Raw genomic sequence first — 19,407 nt, 5'->3', positions numbered from 1 at the left:
TTCCGCATCCCGATGGGGCCGCAGGCGGTGCCGCGCCGCAAGGCCGCTTGCCAATGAAAACCCCGGCGCGCCTGACACGTGCCGGGGTTGTTATTTGGCTTGCCATTCAGCTCCGCGCTATCGGCCCGAACGCGTATTCCGTCCAACCGATTGATGGGCGGGACGCGTTAGTTATTCGACGGAACCCCAAAAACTGGCAGGGCCGCCGCCGCGCTTGAGGGCGAGCTGCCGCCCTGCATCGCTTCCTTGAGAACCGCGACACGATCCGAAGACTGACCCAGAACGGTCGAACCGCCACCGGCCAGCGAATCCACAGCGAGGTTCATCCACGCGCCCGATTGCTGCGCCGAGGTTTTCGCGGTGCCAAAGCCTTCGCGCATTTGGTGGCTGACCATTTCGCCGTATCCAAGCTGTCCGGCAGAGGCCAGAAGCACCGACGAGGCCAGCGCCATCGACGCGTTGTCGGTGCGATAGCCAACCCCAAGGCACACCTTGCCCGCCGAGACCAGCTGATCCATCGGACGCCCGGACCCTTGCAGGAAGCCCGCCGTATCCCCGATCACCTTGTCAGGCCGTGCGGTTTCAAGCGCGACCATATGCGGCGCGATAGCCTGGGACAGGCCTTCGCATTGTTGCAGGATCTGGGCGTCGGTCATGTTCGGGATCGTCGACACGATTGACGTGCTTTCCGCCATCGCATGGGTCCGCGCCAGACAGAATTGCTCGTTCAGCGCGAATTCCGCGTCCGTCACCCGGCCCGCCGTGGTGATACCCCCGTTTGCCGCCGTCAACACGTTGATCTCGTTGCAATATTCGTTCACCGACTTTGCCACCTGGCCAAAGGTGAAATCCGGCAGCGCACCGGTGTCGGCCCGCGCGGTGACCGGCTCGGGCTGTGTCGCCACGGGGGCCGGGGCGGGCGCTGGTGCCGGAGCCGGAGCGGCCACCGGAACCGGGGCCGGCGCGACCGCCATCGGAACCGGCGCGGGTGCCGGGGCCGGCGCGGCAACTGCGGCGCTCTGGATATTCGGGTTGGGGGTCTGGATGCCCAGCTGCTCGTTCCGATAGGTGCGCAACAGGCCGCCATAGCCCTGGGTCGCGACGACCTGATTGTAGGGCGGCACCGACGAACTCGCCAGCGCGCGCTGGTAGCTGCTCAGCAGGAAGTCCTTTTCATAGGTGTCCAGGTAACCGTCCGGCTGGAACCCCATATCGGCCTGATAGCGGGAAATCCCGGCGCGGCTCTTGCGTCCGAGCGAGCCGTCGACCGTGCCCACATGATACCCAAAGTAGTTCAGAGATGTTTGCACCTGGCGGTTCTCGGCGCGCTGCGCGGACGAGATACCGCTCCTATAGGTGCGCCGTGTCGTGGTGCGCTGTCGCTGCTTGTTCTGCTGAACCCCGTGCATGATCGCGGCGCCCAACAGGGCACCGCCCAGAATCTTGCCGGCGTCGCCAGCCACGGCACGCTGCGCCGGGACGGCGATCAGGCTGGCGATCACGAAGGACGTCATCAATTTCTTGCTAAACATATTTTTAACCTCACGCTTTTAAGGGCGGAACCAATGACGGGATCGACCCCGACCAAAGCGCCCTTTGCGGTTGAAATACCAATTCCACTCACCCAGCGGACCATTCATGGCCCTTTTTGTCAAGATTCGCGGCCTGAAATGCCATTCTAGCAGCGGTTTCTGGCAGCAATGTGAAGAGTTCGGGGCCGACCCGTCAGTCCAGCGCAACCTCGAGCAATTGCGCCGGGCTGATGTCCGGGCGGGTCTCGTAAACCGCCAGATCCCGCCAGAACCGCTCGAGCGTACGCAACGTGTTCACACGATCAGAGAGCGCCAGCTCCTCGCGCAGCACACCATAGGCGGCTTGGCGGTCGTCCGGGTCGATATCCGTTGTCAGCGTGTCCAGGGCGGCGCGAAATGACAGAAGATAGGTCGATTGTACCTGCCGCATCTGCTTGATTTCCGAGACATGTTTCTCGACCTGGCGGCCATAGACCGCGCTGTTGTCGCCGGCGCGCTGAAGGTCGACCAGCATCCTGATGTTTCCCGCCTTGTTGGCAATGTCGTCGGCATTCTCGTCGAGGGATTCTACAAACACCGCGCCCGCCAGCAGCGTGGCGCGCGCCGATTGTTGCAATGCGGTCTGGGTACGGTCGCGGGCCCGCCGGAATTCGAGCTTGAGATCGTCAAGCGCGTCGCGGCGTCCGGGGTCGATCTCGGCCTCGATCAGCGTGGTGATCCGGGCCACCGGGTCGGCATCGGTGTTGACATGCGCGGCATTGGCCAATTCCATCCAGCGCGCGCGAATCCCGGCCAGCCGCCGATCGCTGGTGGTGATCGGTGCTGCCAGAACCAGGCGCAGGCCAAATGTCTCGCCCCGCAACGGAGTGCCCCTGGCGACATCATAGGGCGGGTATTCGGTCCGCTGGGCGCTATAGAGCTGCTGGGCGGTGGACAGCACCGATCCCCCGCGCGTCACGATGCCCCCGACCTGCCCACCGGAGCGGCCCACCGCGTTCAGGCGGAAGGGTTCGAGCATGAGCTCCTCGGCATTGCCGTAGACGTCGAACAGGCCCAGCGGGTTCGGCTTGCGCAGCCCCACCGGCCCCAGCGTGCCACGCGATGCACCGCCGCCCTGAAACAGTGCATATTCCCGCAGGTCGCCCGTGCCAAAGAACAGCGGCGCGGGAAACAAGGTGGCATCCACCCGCGCGCCGCCGCGTGTCGCGTATTCCCACTCTGCCTCGGTCGGCAGGCGCAGGAACGCGGGAACCCCATCGGCGCGGGGCAATGTCTCGGCGGCGGTCTGCAACAGCCATTCGTTGTAGCGTTGCGCCAGCGCCGCCGCATCCAGCCAGCCCAGCCCCCCCTGCGCCAGCCGGTCGGCGCGGCTCGGCGGCGCGCAATCCCCCATCAGGGCCCGGTGCTGGCCACGGGTGAGTTCATAGCGCGCGATGAAGTAATGCGTGGTCCCGGTGGCTTCATCCAGAAACGGGCCGCGCAGGTAGGCGGGCAGCAGGTAATCGGAATAGCCGGTCTGATCCCCCGACTGGCCCAGCCTGACACGGCGGTCGGCCAGCGGGTCATTTGCCTCGACCGGAACATTGACCCGCTGAAACGCCATCGCCGCGCCGCAGGGCATCGGCAGCAGCAGGTCGGCCGGCGCGGTTTCATGCGCCGGATCGGTCAGCTCGGGCGGCCAGGCCTCTTGCGCCGCGAGCGGGACGGCAAGCAGGGTCAGACAGGCAATCAACCACCGGCGCATGATCAGGCCCCCTCGCGCAAAACACTTGCCGGATCGAGCCGCTGCGCCGACCAGGCGGCAACCGCCGCCGCCCCGAGCACCAGCACCAGCACCCCGGCACATATCGCAACCCCCTGCCCCGGCGGGATCACGGTCAGCGCCGCCCCGCCCGGCAGCCCCTGTCCGAACATCGCCGCCGCGATGCGCCCGGCCCCGAGATAGAGCAGGAAAGAAACCGCCAGGCCGGCGACCGAGGTGATCAACGCTTGCACCACCGGAAACAGCGCCAGCACATGCCCCGGCACCCCCAGCAACGCGATCCCGGCCAGAACCACCCTCTTACGGCTGACATCCGACCAGAAGCCGAGCACCAGCGCCGCCCCGAGACCCAAAGCCGCAAGCGCCGCGGTCAGCCCAAGCGCCAGGTTCAACTTGCGCCCCAGCCCCAGCAGGCTCTCGATCTCGCGGGTGCGGGCGGTGGTCCCGATCGACAATTGCCGCTCGATCCGGGCCTGCAACCCCGCGACATCCGCAAGGGTCCGGGCATAAACCCGCACCCCCTCATAAGACGGGACGCGTTCGGTCAGGTCACGGGTGCCAGTGATGCCATGCTCCGGCAGGCTGTAGGAATCGTAAAACGCCTCGATCAGGTCCAGCATGTGAAACGGCGCCAGAACCGCGCGACCGGAAACCGCGCCCTCGGGCAGAACCGCCGCCACCGTGGCCGACAAGACCAGTTGCCGTGGCCGCCCCTCGGCCTGGCTGATCAATTGCAGGGCACTGCCGGTTTGCAGCTCAAGCTGCGCGGCCAGTTGCGCGCTGACGGCCACCGCGTTGCCGCTGATCTCTGCCCCCTCTGGCAAAGTCGGATCCCCCGCCCCCGAAGGCACCACCAGCGCCGGGCGCATTCGACGCCCGCCCTTGGCACGCACATTCATGAAATCGAACTGGCTGCGCACCTTGGGGGTCATAAAGGCGATCTCAGGCCATTCGCGCAGCGGGGCCAGATCGCCGTCGACAAGGGCGGCGTTGCCCTGCGTGTCGATCTGCAGGGTCGCGGGATCCGCCATCATCTCTCCGATCAGCGCCGAATAGACGCCGTTCTTGACCCCCAACAGCACCAGCAACGGCACCAGTATGCCAACCATGATCGCCACGTTGCAGAACAGGAAAAACCGATCCCGCATCAGGTCGCGCCACGCGAGCCGCGCAATCAGCATGGCACCGGGTCCAGTCTGCTGCTCACCAGCCGGTCCTCGGCGCTTGTGGTCAGGGTCAGACGCGGCATGGCAAATCGCGCGATGCGCCCGGTGTCGTGGCTTGACAGGATCACCCCGCTGCCCTGTTCAGACGCCGTGGAGAGCAGCAGTTCAAGAACCGCATCCGCCGTGTCGCTGTCCAGCGCCGCCGTCGGCTCATCGGCGATGACAAAGGGCGGACGATGCGCCAGCGCGCGGGCGATGGCGACACGCTGGCGCTGGCCGATCGACAGGGCACCGGGCATCAGCGCGGCAACATCCGCAAGTCCGAGCCGGTCTTGCAGGGCCCCGCACCAATCCGTATCGATGCGCCCCGTCACCCGCTGAGGCAGGGCAATGTTGTCGGCAACGGACAGGAACGGCATCAATCCACCGGCCTGGGGCACAAAGCCGAACATCCGTCCACGCATCCGCGCGAGGTCGGGGTTGCGCGCGCCCCGGTGCCAAAGACCGGCCAGATCGACGTTGTCGCAGGTATAGCCGGTTCCCGTGCCCGGCGCGCGCAACAGGCCGAGCATTTCCAGCAGCAGGGTCTTGCCCGACCCGCTGGCCCCGGTCAGCGCCACCGCCTGGCCCGGATCCAGCGCCAGCCGTTCCACGCACAACCGGAACGCACGGTCCCCGTCGCGCAGTTCGATCCGGCCATTGGTAACGATCAACCCACGCACCATCGCCCCTATGGCAACACGTCAAAGGGCATCGCAAAGACATATTCGCCATCCGGCGCGCCGGCATAGAGCGCGGTCCAGACCTCGGGATCGAGCAGCCATTTGCGATACTGAACCAGCTTTTGCCGCATCCCGTCCAGGATCGCCCGCCGGTTCATCGCGCTCTGCGCCCAGCGGTCCTCGGTGGTCAGCATAAGCTGGCTTTCATAGGGCAGATCATCGAGAAATTCGAGCGCCCCGCCCAGCGTGTCGCTCTCGGTGTTGATCAACCGGTCCGGGTTCTGCGCCATGCGCGCGACCACATCGCGCACCTGGGTGAAAAAGCTGGCCGCATCCTCGGCATCGCGGCTCTGCTCGCCCAGGGTCAGAAGCTGCGACAGCAGGTCCGCCATGGTCGCCATTTCATTCTTGGTCACCAGCAGCCGCGGCTCGATGGCCAGCTTGGTGGGCTCTTCGACCGCCTTTTCCGAAACCCATCCCTCGATCACATCCGGCGCCTGGGTGTCGCGCAAACGCCCGAGATAGGCCAGTTGCAGCGCCAACCCCAGATTGACCAGCTCCTGCCCGGAATCCTCGGGAGACAGAACCGGCCGGTCATTGCGCGCCACCCGGATCACGTCGGTTATGCCGGTGACAAGCCGCGTCACCGATTGCTGGAATGCCTGCGGCGATCCGTCCTCGATCCCGTAATAGAACGTGTCATCATGGAACCGCGACAGGTCGCGATACTGCGCCGCCGCATAGGCATGTTGCGCCCCACCCCCGGCGGGGGTTTGCAGGTGAAGGGTCATGATCGCCACGCCCTTGTCCTGCGCATCGCGCTGCAACTCGCGCACGCCGATCTGGGACCGGGCGTTCGGATCGCGCACATCCTTGGGGCCGGCATCGGTGATCAGGATCACGATGCGCGCATCAAAGGGGTCTTGCCCGCCGCCGTTCCAATCGGTCAGATCGACCGCATCCTCGACCCCCGCAAGGCTGTCTTCGTTGAACCCCGGGGAATTGACCTGCGCCACCCGCGTGGCGGCGCGGATGGTGGCAACAACCGGGGTCTGGTCCTGGCGCCGTTGCAGCGGCAGCAAGGTGCGGGTGCGATATTCCAGCCCCGGAGCCGCCCCGGTATTGTCGCGAAACGCCACGACGCCAAATTGTACGCGCTCGCCGATCTCGGTGCCCTGCAACTCGTCGACAACCTGCTCTACCGCCGCTTGGGTGCGCTGGATATAGGGGTCCATCGACTGGGTGGTGTCAAAGACAAAGACGATACCGGCATCGAAACTGTCCGCCTGGGCCTGCGCCGGTTCCGCCGCGCTGCGCAACGGCACCGAGGCAACCTTCATCAGCAGGTTTTCCTCGTAGTTCAGCGGATGCAAATCCTGCACGAAATCCAGGATCGGCATCAGGTAGAGCCGGTCGACGATATTGACATATTCCGCCGGCTCGACGGCAACCACGCCGCGCGTTTCGGGCAGCGCGTCATCGGCCAGTTCGGCCAGCATCTGCGCCTGCGTCTCGCGCAGGGCTTCATGTTCCATCAACCCGCGAAGCCGGTCTTCGCTGTCAAAGAGAAATTGCCGCTCGCGCCCCGCGCGATTGGTAAAGGCCGCGACAATGTTCTGTTTCCACGGCACCACTGCACCGGTCTGAACCCATGCCTCCGCCCCGCCGTTGATCGTGGGGCCGACCCGCAACCATCCCGGCTCGGCGTCATAGACATAAAGCGGCTGAAACGCCGGGTAATCGCGCGACGCCTCTGCATCCGGTGCGCCATGGCCACGCGCTCCGGGACGGGTCAGCACCCGTTGGTAGACCGTCTTGCGCCCCTCGACCAGCAAGGGCCGCTCGCCGCCCTGCGCCAGCCCCTTGCCGGGGCCGATCCAGGGCGCAAGCAGGATCAGGCATCCCGCGATGACGGCACGCACGCGAACCCGGTTACGAACAGAAATCATCATAAGCCCCCCTGGCCAAGGTTGCGTTGTCATCGGCCAGCCGCGCGCAGGCCTTGGCAAGCGGTTCGCGCGCCGCGCCGGACCCGGCATTGACGGCACGCGCATAATACTCGACCGCCTGTGCCGGATCATCCGCAAAGGTCAGACCGGTCAGGTTCTCGATACGCGGATCGAGCGCCTCGCCATCATAGAGCGTTCCGAACAGCAACAGCGCATCGGCATCATCCTGTGCCGCGGCCTCTTCCACAAGGCTCAGCGCGGTGTCGGGCTGTACATCCGAACCGCAGGCACGAATGGCCTCGGCAATGCCGACAAACCCGCCCTCGGTCGCCGCCAGCGTCTCGCGGCTGCAGGGCGCGGTTGGATCGACAAAGACCTGTACCGGTTCCGGTTGCGGTTTCGCCCCGCGCGCGGGTTCGGGCCAAAAATGCCAGGCCAGCGCGGCCAGGATCAGCCCCGCCAGCAGCAGCACGATCCATATCCAACCGCGCCGCGCGTCCTGCTCCTCTTGCGGTTCACCGATCTCGGGCTCCGGCGCTTGCAGCGGTTCCGCGATTTCGTCCGGTTCCTCGTCGGGTTCATTCACTGCGGGCGGCGCGACATGGCGCTCGATTGTCTCGACCTGTTTGCGCCCCACCGGTTGCAGGCTCCCCAGCAAGGCGGCACCAGCGCGCGGCGGCACGTCGTCGGGCCAGATCACCTCATGGTTCTGGCCCGCCAGTGCAAATCGCAACGGCGCGTATTCGCCAAGCTGATCGACGATCTCCGGCCCGATCCGCACCCAGTCCGCGCCGTCATGGCGATAGACCTCGTAAGGGCCGAATTCGTGGCGCTCGCTCTGCCAATGGGCGTCCTGCCCCCCGCGCGCCTCTGGCGGAGCCAGCCATCGTTCGCCATAGGCGTCAAACACCGCAACCCGCACCGGCCCATCCGCAAGGCTGTCGGCCTCCAGTTCAAGGAACGCATAGCCGCCGGCCGGTTCCTGCGGATCCGGATGAACCCTTATGCTCATGCGGCGCGCGCCCCGGTGAGCGATGCGAGGATCTCGCCAAGGCGCAGGTTCTGCTCGATGTTGATCTCGCCGCCCACGCCGTCCTTGGCGTTGGCAAGGGCCACCGCATCCAGCGCAAACACCCAATCGGTCCACATCTGCTCGGCCGTGGCGCGCGGCGTCGCCGGCAGGGTATCGACACTGTCCGCCGCCGGTGGGGCGCTAAAGATTGCCCGGTTGCCGCCGTCCGGCGTTTGCACCTGCGGGCGTTCGCGCTCGGGCAGGTCCAGCATCCCGAGGGTGGAGACAAAGCGGTTGATGCTCTCGGCGCCGAGGATCGAGGCCGGCTGTGCCTGTTTCTCGACCGTCAGGCCAAAGTTGATCTCCTTGAGCCCCGCCGCCGTCTCCCGTCCCAGCCCGGTCCGCCGTGCCGCGTGAATCAGCTCGGCCACCAGGTCTCCGGCTGTGGCATCGCCCAGCCCATAGGCGCTGCGACGGGCGCGGTCATCGCGGAATTGTTTCATCCGATCGATCCAGAGTTCGATGGCGGTTTCCGACTGGAACTGTTCCAGCGTCATGGTGCGCACATCCGAGGGCTCGACCGCATCGGCCGGCTCGCGCGGGGCGGCGGGGGCCGGTCGGGCCGGCCGTCCGGGGCGTTGCAGCACCGGAGCGCTTGCGGCGGCGGGCCCCTTGCCCGCACCCGCCGCGCTGACCGCGCTGGAAATCCGGATCGAGCTTGGCACCCGCGCGATCCGCCCTTCGATCTCGTCCTGGTCCACCATCAGCGAGGCAAGCACCGCGCCAAACCGATGCCGCGACAGGGCGTCTTCGAGGTCATCGATGATCCGGCTCACCACCTGTTTCTTTTCCTCGATACGGGTTTCCACGTCATCGGCAACATGGAACGGGCTGATCGCCTGTTTAAGCTCTTGCCGCGCCTGGTCGAGCTGCGCGGTGATCTGGCGCAGCTTGCTGTCCGGCTTGCAGACCTGTTCGAGCGCCGCAATCAGATAGCCGACTCCGCCATCATTCAGGGCCAGCGCCGCATCCCAGGCGGCGGCGGGGTCGGCGAAATGGCGCTGTACCGACGGGGCCGCGAGGCAACCGGCGCGCAGCTCGGCCATCCGCGACTGCTTGTCCGGACGGATGCCGGTTTCGCGCTTGGCGGTGTCATATTCCATCAACCCGTCGACATAGTAGTTCGGGTTTCGCAGCCAGAAACAGTTTGAAAACGGCTGATCCGGTGTCCATTCCCCGACCCAGTTGTCACTGCCCCGGCCGAATTTCTCGAGCAGCGATGCCGCCATGCGCCGTTCGAACCGGGTCTCATCCCCACCCTGCGCCGCCGAGTCGCCCAGGTGCTTGTCAAACTTGGTCAGCACCACGAACAACACGCAATCGGTTCCCATCCGCAAATGCGGTGTCGCGCCGTGGGTGGTGCCGATCCAGTTCTGCACCAATCCGGGCAGGTCCACGGTTTCCATGTTGCTGTCGGGCACGCAGAGCAGCATCGAGGTGATTTCCTGGTTCTGCACGTACCGATCGAACAGATAGGCGACCTTGCCACGCAGCAGCAGTTCGGGGAGAATTTTCCCGCCGCCCCCGGCAAAAGCCTTGCCCAGATCCTGTTCAAAGCGATTGCGGGCGCCGGGAAAGTCCAGCAGGTCGGTCTCGGCGAACATCGCCGAGGGCAAGCTCTGCATCGGCAGCACCAGTTCCGCCGCCAGTCCGCAAAGCACCGAGCGGGGCAAGCTTACCGGCGCGCGCCCCTCGGCGACCACCGCCAACGGCGTTTCATCGGCATTGCCCGACAAGGTCTTGACATCGATGATCGAGCTTTCGCGCGGGATGAGCGCGTCGCGCCCGGCAAAGACCTCTTCCGCGTGGCCAAGCTGCGCCAGCGCATCCGAGAGGCGCGCGTAGAGCTCGGAAAACGCCGCGTGATTGCCCCAGACAGGGGCGAGGAACGCGGCGCGGTCGGCAACGCTCAGGTTCGGGACAATGAGTGCCGCCTCTTCCCAGAATGGCCGCAGCGCCACCGCATAGGCCTCGCGCCCAAAGGCGGTTTCGACATATTCACCGATTTCATGCACATCATCGCTGCTCATTCCCGGACAGGGCGCGGCGGCCCGTGCCTTGAACCGGTCCAGATGCGCGGCGATTTCCGCCGGCTCGGGGCTTTGTTCCGAGCGATCGCCATCCATGAAAAAACTGTTGAGCAATGTGCGCACGATGTCGGCCTCGCTCAGCAGAGTCAGCCGCACCGGATAGCCCTCGGGCGTCGGCGTCCGGTCCATCGTGAAGCGGGTGACCAGCCCGGTGCTCTCGCCCTCGCCCTCGGGGTTGATCTCGCGGATGTAGTCCAGCGGCCCGCCGGGACCATCGAAATCCGCGATCAACGGGCCGGTTTCCGGGCGCGCCAGCACCGACACGAGAAACGACTTTCCCGCCTGGCTGGGGCCAAACACGCTGACCGACATGCGGGTGCCGGCAGCACGCGCAAGACGGCGCGCACGGCGCGCATTGCGGCGCATCATCTGCACCAGGGACTTGGTTTCAACCCCGACCAGTTCGGCGTTCTCCGGGTCTTCGATCCAGCCCTGGGCCCGCGCGGTCAAATCCGCGAACGCGGTGCAATCCGCCGCCAACTGCTGTTGCTCTCGTGCCGTCATGCTCGTCACCCCTTACAACCGGAACAGGCCCGTATCGATCCAGTAATCATCCTGAAAACCCAGCGTGTGCAGCCGCAATTCGACCTCGCTCACCTTCATGCCGGTGCCCTCATCGTCTTCCAGCTCGGTCACGGCGAACGCCTCGCGCATCGCTTCGCGGCGCAGGGCGGTTTCACTGGTCTCGCGCTCCGGGTCCTCGTCGAATTCGCTGCGCTCGAACGTCACCGCCAGCGGCGCGCGCGATTGCGCGGATTGTGTCGCAAAATCCAGCCGGTAAAGCGGCGTGGTAGTCCAGCGCTCCAAGGGCAATTGCCGCGAACCCAGATAGATCGGCGTGTACATGGTGATCCGCGCCACCAGGTCGCTCTCGGTCTTGCGCGCATCCAGGTCGACATCCGCGAACAGCACCCGCTCGGTCATGATCTGTCCGGAACTGTCCATCTCGCCGATGTAACGCGCGGTCGATTGCATGCGGAACGCGCTGGTGGTCACCTTGAAATTCGGGATGCGCCCGTCGCTGAGCGCGATCAGCATCCCCCCCACCGCAACGGTCGATTTCGGATCGCCAATCCGTTGGGTCACCGGATCGCGGAACGGATACCAGCGCCCGGTTTTGTAGTCATGCATGGAAATCAAACGGTTGGGCGGAACGACCAGCATCTCTTCGAGAATCGCGCGCACCGCCGGCAGCCGCGATGGCCGCCCGGTCAGCAACACCACATCCACGCCGAGATGGTCGATCACCTCGGCCAGGTTGCTCAGGGCTTTCTGGAACACCTCACGCGCGATGGCATCCACGTCTTCGCGGCTGAAGGTCAGCTGGACATCGGCCAGACGGAAATCCGCCGCCCCGAGATCCCGCGCCGCGTCCTCGATATAGGCGATGAGCGCCGCGGGCATATGCTGGTCGTCCTCGGACACTTCATCCAGCGGCAGGACCTCGCGAACCCCGATCGACAGGGGCGCGAATTCAACCGCCGTTTCACAGGTCTTGAGGATCGCCACCGCCAGCGGCATCAGCGCGCGCAAGGCAAACTGGCGACGTTTCTGCACGCTCTGCTGGTCCATGCCGCCAATGTCGCCGGTGAACAATTCCCGCAGCTTTTCGCCGACAAACCGCCCGCCCGCCTGTTCGATCGCCAGCTGCAATCCCGGCAGGATGATCGCGGCGATGACCCGTTGCAGCATGTCATCGCCGGCAACCCGGAACCCTTCGCGAAAGGTCTGGCGCGGATGCAGAACGCGCCCGGCCTCGCCCCAATAGGTCGTGACCATCAGGTCGGTTGTGCCGCCGCCGATATCGATACAGGCCAGTCGCAGAGATGGGGCCGCCGCCTGTCCCGTCAGCTGCGCCCGGGGCTGGCCCTTGAGCTCAAGGAACCGGTCGATGCGGCCATCGAATTTCTGGGTCAGCTCGGAATAGAGATAGACCATCTGCGTGGCGCTGGCCTCGTCCCATTCGACGATCAGCTCGGGCATCCGGCTGATCGAACTGTCGCCATCGCGCAGGCCCATCATCGCCCAGACCAGCGCCAGTGCGCCCTTGGCCTTGGAGCGGATGATCGCCTGTTCCTGCGCCGTGGTGGCGGTCGGCAGGGTCAGGATGATCCGGTCGAGCCGGCGTGGCAGTTCCGATTGCGGACGGCGGGCGCGACTGGCCGGTGCGTTCACCTGGATCAGCGCATGGGAAATGATTTCGGCCAACATGAAACCGAACAGCGAAGCGCGCGAGAAACGGGGCCGGATCGCCGGGGTCTTGGGGGTCTTGCCACGCGGCCGCAGCCGGGCCTTTTCATCCACCTCGATCTGTTCCAGCACATCGCCCGCCTCGTTCAGATGGCGCATGGCGGCGCGCAGCCCCTTGGGCAGGTTGTTGGGATCGGAGTGATGATGAAACCGCCAGTCCTGCGACACCGGCTTGTCATCCCAGAGGTATCGCTTGGGGCTGGACAGGCCCGAGGCGGTTTCCGTGCCCTCTTCTGTGGCCACCAGCCGCAGGGCTTCGGGCCCCATCCGCACGAAACTTGGCCACAGGAATGCGTTGCGACGGCCCGAACGACTGGCATGGCGTTCGTCTCCCATGCGGTGCTCGGCAAACTCCACCCGGCTTTCGAACAGGCCGGAATAATGGAATTCCGGCCGCGACAGGTCACGCACCTCGAGCGGGAAGGACCGCGCAAGATCGAGCCGCGATTCACCGGGGAACCGTTCGATCAGGATGCCGCAGGTGCGCGAATTGCCCACGTCGAGCACCAGCTCCACCTCGACCGGCGCGGTGCTGTCATAGGCGCTGACCGTGTTGGCAAAGCGCAGTTTCGGCACCTGCACGGCGTGATCGATCAGCCGCAGATAGGCCAGGTAGCGCGCCCAATGTTCGAACTTGTGCGGCAGGTCGTCATGGGTGATACGCCGCCCCGGACGTTCGGCCCGTTTGAAGGCCATGAACAGATCATCCAGCCAGTCCGACACCCATTTCTGCAGATCCAGCATCTGCCCGTCATTGGCCTGGTCGAGCCGCCGCAGGAACCAGTCCATCCTGGCGGGGTCGGATACGAACCGGAAATCGCGGGATTTCTCGGCATCGGCGCGTTCTGGCGCAAGATACTGAAAGCTCTGCTCGGCCTCCATCAACGCGGTATCCAGCGCCAGCTGTACCCGGTGCGTATCGCCGGTCATCGGATCCGGTTCGTCCAGCTCAACCGTCCGCATCCGCGCCCAGCTGGACGGGCCGGGATCGAACCGTTCCTCACCCCCGGCACCGCGATCGGTCTTGACCCGCAGCACCGGCACCGGAACCCATTTGGACAGGAACGGCTCAAGTGCCGCGACACCGCGCACCGAATATTCGTCGTCATCCGGGGTTGCCGCCTCTTCCACGACCGCGTCGCTCTCGGCGTCACCGGTCAGCGGCAGCAGCGCCCATTCCTCGGCGGTGTCGGTGCCACCGACCACCCGCTCGACGAAACGTGCGTTGCGCAGGTCGACCGCGTCCAGACGAAACCCGAAATCGAGTATCTGGGTGCCCGAATAGGGCACGAGCGTCACCTCGTCCCGCCACTCGACCAACTGCGCCAGGTCTTCAGATTGCTGCATCCTGCCTACCTCGAAACACTTGTATTCAATGGCCACTCGGGGGCCTTGGCACCAACTCTAGCAGAGTTTGCCGCGCCTGGGCCATCCCGTCCAGACACCAGCGATGCCAAGGTTTCCCACCCGCGCGCGGTATCCTGCGCGGCCCGGATGATGTGCCCCTCGGGCGCGCCAGCGTCATGTTCGGTCTTGTCCTGCGGAACCGGTTCAGGGGCCGGTTCAGGGGTCGGTTTCGGGGCCGCGGGCTTTGGCGCATTTGGCACCTCCGCGCCCGGAACCACCGGGATCGTCGGCTGGCAGGCCCGGTCCACCTGCACGATTTCATGCTCAAGCGCCGCGATCTCTGCTTCCAGGCCCTGCCGCACGCGCGGGATATCCGGGGCCTCGGCCCCCGGTGCGGGGCAGAACACCAAACGCCCCCCCTTCAGCCCGCATGGCGCAATCAGCAGGTAGAGGATATAGCCGAGCATGACCGCCAGCAACAGCCACCCCAGCAACAGCAGCCACCACCAAGGCCGCGCGCCGCGAGGCTCATTCGTGGCCATCCCTACCGGTCCGGACGCCGCCACAAGCGGTTGCGCACGTGGCACCATCGCGGTCAGGATGCCGCGCACCGCCTGCCGCTCCGCCCCCAGCCAGGCCCAATGCACCAGCACTGGCTGTACCATGCCATCCGGTTGGTGGACCGCATGGATCATCGCTTCGGACGGGATTTCGATTGCATTTTTCAACGCTTCGGCCAGGCGCTGGTCCTGTACGTCGCCGCTCTCGCCAAGGGTCTCGGACTCGCGCCGGATATCGTCGATCAACCCGCCCAGCCGCGCCCGCAGCCTGGCGGCGGTCGGCGCGTCCAGCGCGGCGATCGGCTGGGCCTTCCCGGCGACCGGCGCATACCAGTCGATCATGTCGCCATGCTCGGTTGCCACGGGCTCGGCAAACAGGTTGGCATGGTCCGGGGACAACCGGCTGCGGACCGTATCGCTCACCAGCTCATAAGATCGCTGTGCCGCGGATCCCAGCGGTTGCAACCCTTCGGACGAGGTGGTGGCCAACAGCGTTTCGTACATGCCGCGCCTACTCTGCCACGGCCTTGCGCGCCCCGGCTTCGGCGCGTTGCACCACTGGCGCGCAGGGGGCGCTGTCGACCTCTGGCACCGCCCCTGTCCCTTGCAGGAACGCCATCATGTCAGCCGTGGTCAGGGCAAAGCCGCGATTCTGCAACCGCCCCGCGCGCACGAATGTGTTGACGCCCACCAGCCTGCCGCACATGTCCACCAGCGGCCCGCCGGAATTGCCGCTCGACAGCGCCGCCGAATGCATCAACACATGGGTTTGTGGCCCGATCTGCTGTTCCGTATTGACGATCCCCTCGGTCACGGTCAGCCCCGGAACCGCATCGAGATCGCCTGCCTTCAACGCCGCGAAATTGACATCGCTCGCCAGGACGTCGCCCGGATACCCCGCCGCCACCACGCCACTCAGCTTGAGCGATGCTTGCGGCACATGCACGCCAAACCCCGACACCCCGGCATCGGCGATCTGCAACAGCGCGAAATCCCCGCCGGTCTGCATCAACGGCCCCTGGCTCTTGACCACGGTGGCGCTCTGTGGCTCGTCCAGGCTGCCCCCGGTCACCAGCACCTGTCCGCCCTCGGCCAACGCATGTTCGATCACATGCTGGTTCGTCATGATCAGCCCCGACCCGATCACGAACCCGGACCCGGTTGCGCCCCGACCGTCGCCCGAACTGGCCAGAACCAGCACGGTGCGCGCCTCGATCACCGCCAGCAGATCGGTTTCCGCCCCCGGTTCGGACCCATCGGGCACCACCACCCGCGCGGGGCTGCTCGGCAGCAGCGCCGCGGGCGCGACATCCGCGCGGGGCGCGGGTTTGACGCCGGGCGCGGGCGGGGTCAAACCCTCGGGGGTCAGGCCATCGGGCAATACCAGCATCCCATCGGCCCGGCACATCGCCCCGTCCAGCGCCGCCTGCAACGTGGCGCGACGCTCTCTGAGGCTGTCATTCAGGGCGCGCGCGGCCTGCAACGTGGCCTCTTCCGTCACCACGGGTGCCTCGGCCTGATGGAACAGCCGCGTGCCGGGAACCAGCAGCCAGGCCAGGAACCCGCCCGCCAACAGCAACAGGACCAAAAGCGGCACCCAGGCCAGCCGCGACATCCGATGATGCACCGGCGCGGTGGAGGCCACCGGGGCGGCAACCGCCGGGGTCGCCGCCGCAAGACCCGCGGCGGGCGGCGGCACAGCCGCTGACGATGGCGGGGCGCCCGGCCCGGTTGGGGCCAACGTCAGATACTGCCCCAGGGTCGCCGCGAAATGATCGGGCCGGGACGAGACATTGGCCCCCGCGCAACCGGGCATCAGGCCCCAGTTCACGATCACCGGACGTTCGCCCACCATCAGCACATCGTCCCGCCCCAGAGTGCTGAGCGCGCCGAGGGCAAGTTCGGCCGTCTCGGGTTGATCGGCCAGGGTGCGCAGCGGTCGCAGATGGTCCGACAGATAGGCTTCGGCGCGCATCCGTTCCGCCGGTGACAGGCTCGCCAATGGCCGCGCATCGCCCGCCGCTTCCGCGTACCAGGACACCGTTGGCGGCGCGGTATCGTTGCCATGGCTGATCAACGGCTCGGCGAACAGCGCCGCGACCTCGGGCCCGGCGCGCTCTTGCAGCACTGTCCGCAGGGCATCGTATCGCTCCAGCACCGGCGCGCCGTTCGCCGCGACGAAATCTTCCGGGGTCACGCGCGTCTTGGACAGGTATTGATCGGCCATCGCAGTTATCTCCCGGCCCGGCGCAAGGTTGCCGCGCCGCGTCCATTGGTTTCGGGTTGGTAAGTGTCGCAATTCGCATTGCCGCGCGAATCCAGCTTGCAGGTCACGTCCCGCCGAAAGATCGACGAGCCGTTGCCGCATCGCAGGTTGCCCGGCTCGCGCATGGTCAGCGTGCCATTGCCGCGCATCCGCCCGGTCAACCGCCCCTCGCATTGCACGCCATCGGTCGAGCGCATGATCTCGGTGCCGTTGCCGTCCTTGTCAAAACAGATGCGCCAGTATTTGAACCTTGTGATCCGGCCGGTGTTGATGTCGCGCACCGCATAGTTAGAGGACAGCTGCCAGCAGCCCTCCATCACGGAAATATCGTTGCCGTCAAAGGCATCGGGGGCCAGGCCGCTGGGAGTCTGGGGCTTGGCCGGCGGCTTGGGCGGCGGCGGTGGTGGTGGTGGCTCGGGCGGGTCGGCCTTGCAGACCAGCAACCCAAGTTCGCGCTCCAGCGCATTGACGCGGATCGCCAGGTCCGCGTTCGAGCGGTCGACCAGCGCAAGATCCGCCCGCGTCTGCAGGCGTTCGGGCGGGTCGCAAAAGCTGATTGTCCTGCCCGTGAACGGCAAGGTCAGGCCGCAGGATTGCAGCAACAGATAGGTCGATGCCCCGATCACGGCGACCAGCGCAATCGCCATCAGGGTCACGGCAAGTCGCATGCCACCTGTTCTTCCAATACACCTGTCTCCCGCGACCTCCCGGGATGCGTCCGCCACGCGGTGGCGGGATCAGGACCCGGCTCTCATCAGCCCGAGCCTATGCCGGGGGGCTTGGCCGCTGCAAGGGCCGTCTTGCGATACCCCGGAAACCCGGTTCGGGGCGCAAGATACGACCGGCGATGGCGCATATATGATGTTTGTCGCGAAAATTTCCCCTTTTCGCGCCCTGCCTCTTGCGTCCTTGGCCTTGTGTGTGTCACCGGCGCGCGTTTTGCGCTCGGGGACATCGCTCCAACAGAGGATTTCCCGCACTCAGGCGGCGCTGCCGCGTGGCAGGGCCGGGCTTTCGGCATCGACGCAATGGGTCGCCGCCGGACCGTCTCCCAAACTGTCCTCGTAAAAGCTGTGACGTCCCCGCCCCGCCCGCTTGGAGGCATAGAGCGCGAGGTCCGCCTTGTGCAGCAGATCCCCCGGATCGCGTCCCCGCGATTGTCCGGACAGCACGGTCCCGATACTCGCCGATATGTTGCAGCGCTGACCTTCGAAAGGGACCGTTTCCTGAAGCCGCGCGATGAGACGGCGGGCTATGCCGCCCAAGCGGCGCTTGTCGCGCAGCCCGCCGAACATCAACACGAACTCGTCACCGCCAACCCGGGCCACCATGTCCTGATCGCGGGTTTCTTCGACCATGATGCGGGCGGCGATCTGCAAGACATGGTCGCCCGCCGCATGGCCCATCGTGTCGTTCACCGTCTTGAAGAAGTCGAGATCGAGATTCATCAGCGCAAAGGGTTCGGAACCGGCAGCCATGCGCGACAGCACATGCTCCATCGCGCGCCGGTTCTTCAACCCGGTCAGGGTGTCGGTGAACGCCTGTTCTTCGGCCGCGATCTTGGCCCCCTGCAAACGCTGGTTCAGCGTGCGCGAGGCCTCCATCGCGGCGCTCTTGGCTTCGACCAGGTAAAGCAGTTCGATGGTCAGGTCGGTGGCGGCGAAATCCGAGTTGGTCAGCGCATAGTCCCGCACCGCGTCCAGCACCGAAATGCCAAATGACAGGTTCACGATTGCCCCCTGCCCGGTGGCGACCGCCACCCCCTTGAGCGACGTGCGCGGCGTGTCGCGCAATTGCAGATGCAGCTTGGCCCCCGCATGGCCCAGCAGGTCGGCCATGTTGGTGACCGCCCGCGGCCGCGTCAGTTCGAAGAGCTCCAGGAACCGCTGACCGACCATAGCCACCCCCGGTCGCAGCTTTTGCAGGGTCGGCCCCACGGCGGTCACATGGCCCGTAGCGTCCAGCAACACGTGCATCGGACATAGGGTATCAAGCCATTGGGTAAGTTGATGTTGTGCAGTCATTGTGCCACCGCCCCCAGGTCAAAGCTCCGTCCCTTGGCAAAGGCCTGTTCGATCAGGGTGATGCTGATGACATCCCGCCCGTCGCCGCCGCCGGAATGTTCCAGGATCGCCAGCGCGCCATAGTCATCGGCCATGGCCCGCAGAACCCCGACCAGCACATTGCCGAACCCCGGCAACCCCGGCCCGCAGGTCAGGCTGAACTGGCCCGCCGCGTGTTCGCGCAGTTCCAGCGCCGGCAGGTGCAGGTCGGACACCGCGAGCCTTGCCCGGTCGGGCAGATCATCCAGCGAGTGCAGGAAATCAAGATAGCTCTCGCCGCAAAACCGCAGCAGGCGGCGCAGCGACTCGGTCTGCGGATTGGAGACGAGGAAGGTTCCGATATCCTCGAGCACCCCGTTCAGCGGACGATCCAGTTCAAGCGCCATGACATCGAGCAGGCGGTGCGACTGTGCCTTGTCATAGATCAGCATGGCCTCGAAATCCGGACTCTCGAATCCCGCAGCCTCGGTCACGCGCCCCCATCGCGCGGTGCCATAGGTGGCGCAAAAGAACGATTGAAGCGACTTGTTGATAAGCCCGTGCATATCAGACCTGCTAGTTGACCGGGAAAAGTGTCCCCCCACGGCCCTTAAGAAAGACCCAACAAATCAAATGCGAACTAGTTTTG

13 protein-coding genes are annotated in these 19,407 nt (G+C 65.9%); all 13 read right to left on the bottom strand.

The window, feature by feature from the left end; all coding sequences use genetic code 11:
* Positions 1 to 167 precede the first annotated feature (167 nt).
* Entirely contained in the window at positions 168 to 1,532 is a 1,365-nt protein-coding gene (locus tag ACP15R_RS09895; RefSeq protein ID WP_424986236.1) for a peptidoglycan-binding domain-containing protein, read from the bottom strand.
* Positions 1,533 to 1,725: 193 nt separating this feature from the next.
* Positions 1,726 to 3,276, bottom strand: coding sequence for a formylglycine-generating enzyme family protein (locus tag ACP15R_RS09890; protein ID WP_424986235.1), 1,551 nt, complete (start codon positions 3,274 to 3,276; stop codon positions 1,726 to 1,728).
* Between the two features lie 2 nt (positions 3,277 to 3,278).
* Entirely contained in the window at positions 3,279 to 4,475 is a 1,197-nt protein-coding gene (locus ACP15R_RS09885; RefSeq protein WP_424986234.1) for a hypothetical protein, read from the bottom strand.
* Positions 4,469 to 5,182 (bottom strand): ABC transporter ATP-binding protein, encoded by a 714-nt coding sequence (locus ACP15R_RS09880; protein WP_424986233.1) that lies wholly within the window; start codon positions 5,180 to 5,182, stop codon positions 4,469 to 4,471. The genes ACP15R_RS09885 and ACP15R_RS09880 overlap by 7 nt, the downstream gene beginning before the upstream one ends.
* An 8-nt stretch (positions 5,183 to 5,190) precedes the next feature.
* Entirely contained in the window at positions 5,191 to 7,131 is a 1,941-nt protein-coding gene (locus tag ACP15R_RS09875) for a vWA domain-containing protein (protein ID WP_424986232.1), read from the bottom strand.
* Positions 7,115 to 8,143 (bottom strand): hypothetical protein, encoded by a 1,029-nt coding sequence (locus ACP15R_RS09870; protein WP_424986231.1) that lies wholly within the window; start codon positions 8,141 to 8,143, stop codon positions 7,115 to 7,117. Before ACP15R_RS09870 ends, ACP15R_RS09875 begins: the two co-directional genes overlap by 17 nt.
* The gene (locus ACP15R_RS09865; protein ID WP_424986230.1) at positions 8,140 to 10,797 is read right to left on the bottom strand and encodes a virulence factor SrfC family protein; all 2,658 of its coding nucleotides are present in this window, start codon (positions 10,795 to 10,797) and stop codon (positions 8,140 to 8,142) included. The genes ACP15R_RS09870 and ACP15R_RS09865 overlap by 4 nt, the downstream gene beginning before the upstream one ends.
* A 12-nt stretch (positions 10,798 to 10,809) precedes the next feature.
* Positions 10,810 to 13,890, bottom strand: a complete 3,081-nt coding sequence (locus ACP15R_RS09860; protein WP_424986229.1) for a virulence factor SrfB — start codon at positions 13,888 to 13,890, stop codon at positions 10,810 to 10,812.
* 5 nt (positions 13,891 to 13,895) lie between these two features.
* Complete coding sequence (locus ACP15R_RS09855; protein ID WP_424986228.1) at positions 13,896 to 14,954, bottom strand: hypothetical protein; 1,059 nt, start codon at positions 14,952 to 14,954, stop codon at positions 13,896 to 13,898.
* 7 nt (positions 14,955 to 14,961) lie between these two features.
* On the bottom strand, positions 14,962 to 16,677 hold the full coding sequence (locus ACP15R_RS09850; protein ID WP_424986227.1) for a trypsin-like peptidase domain-containing protein: 1,716 nt from the start codon (positions 16,675 to 16,677) through the stop codon (positions 14,962 to 14,964).
* 5 nt (positions 16,678 to 16,682) lie between these two features.
* On the bottom strand, positions 16,683 to 17,384 hold the full coding sequence (locus tag ACP15R_RS09845) for a hypothetical protein (RefSeq protein WP_424986226.1): 702 nt from the start codon (positions 17,382 to 17,384) through the stop codon (positions 16,683 to 16,685).
* A gap of 312 nt (positions 17,385 to 17,696) precedes the next feature.
* Positions 17,697 to 18,740, bottom strand: coding sequence for a diguanylate cyclase domain-containing protein (locus ACP15R_RS09840; RefSeq protein ID WP_424986225.1), 1,044 nt, complete (start codon positions 18,738 to 18,740; stop codon positions 17,697 to 17,699).
* Positions 18,737 to 19,324, bottom strand: a complete 588-nt coding sequence (locus tag ACP15R_RS09835) for a heme NO-binding domain-containing protein (protein ID WP_424986224.1) — start codon at positions 19,322 to 19,324, stop codon at positions 18,737 to 18,739. The genes ACP15R_RS09840 and ACP15R_RS09835 overlap by 4 nt, the downstream gene beginning before the upstream one ends.
* Positions 19,325 to 19,407 lie beyond the last annotated feature (83 nt).

Source organism: Microbulbifer sp. S227A (assembly GCF_049800935.1).
This window is presented reverse-complemented; position numbering and strand designations above follow the sequence as displayed.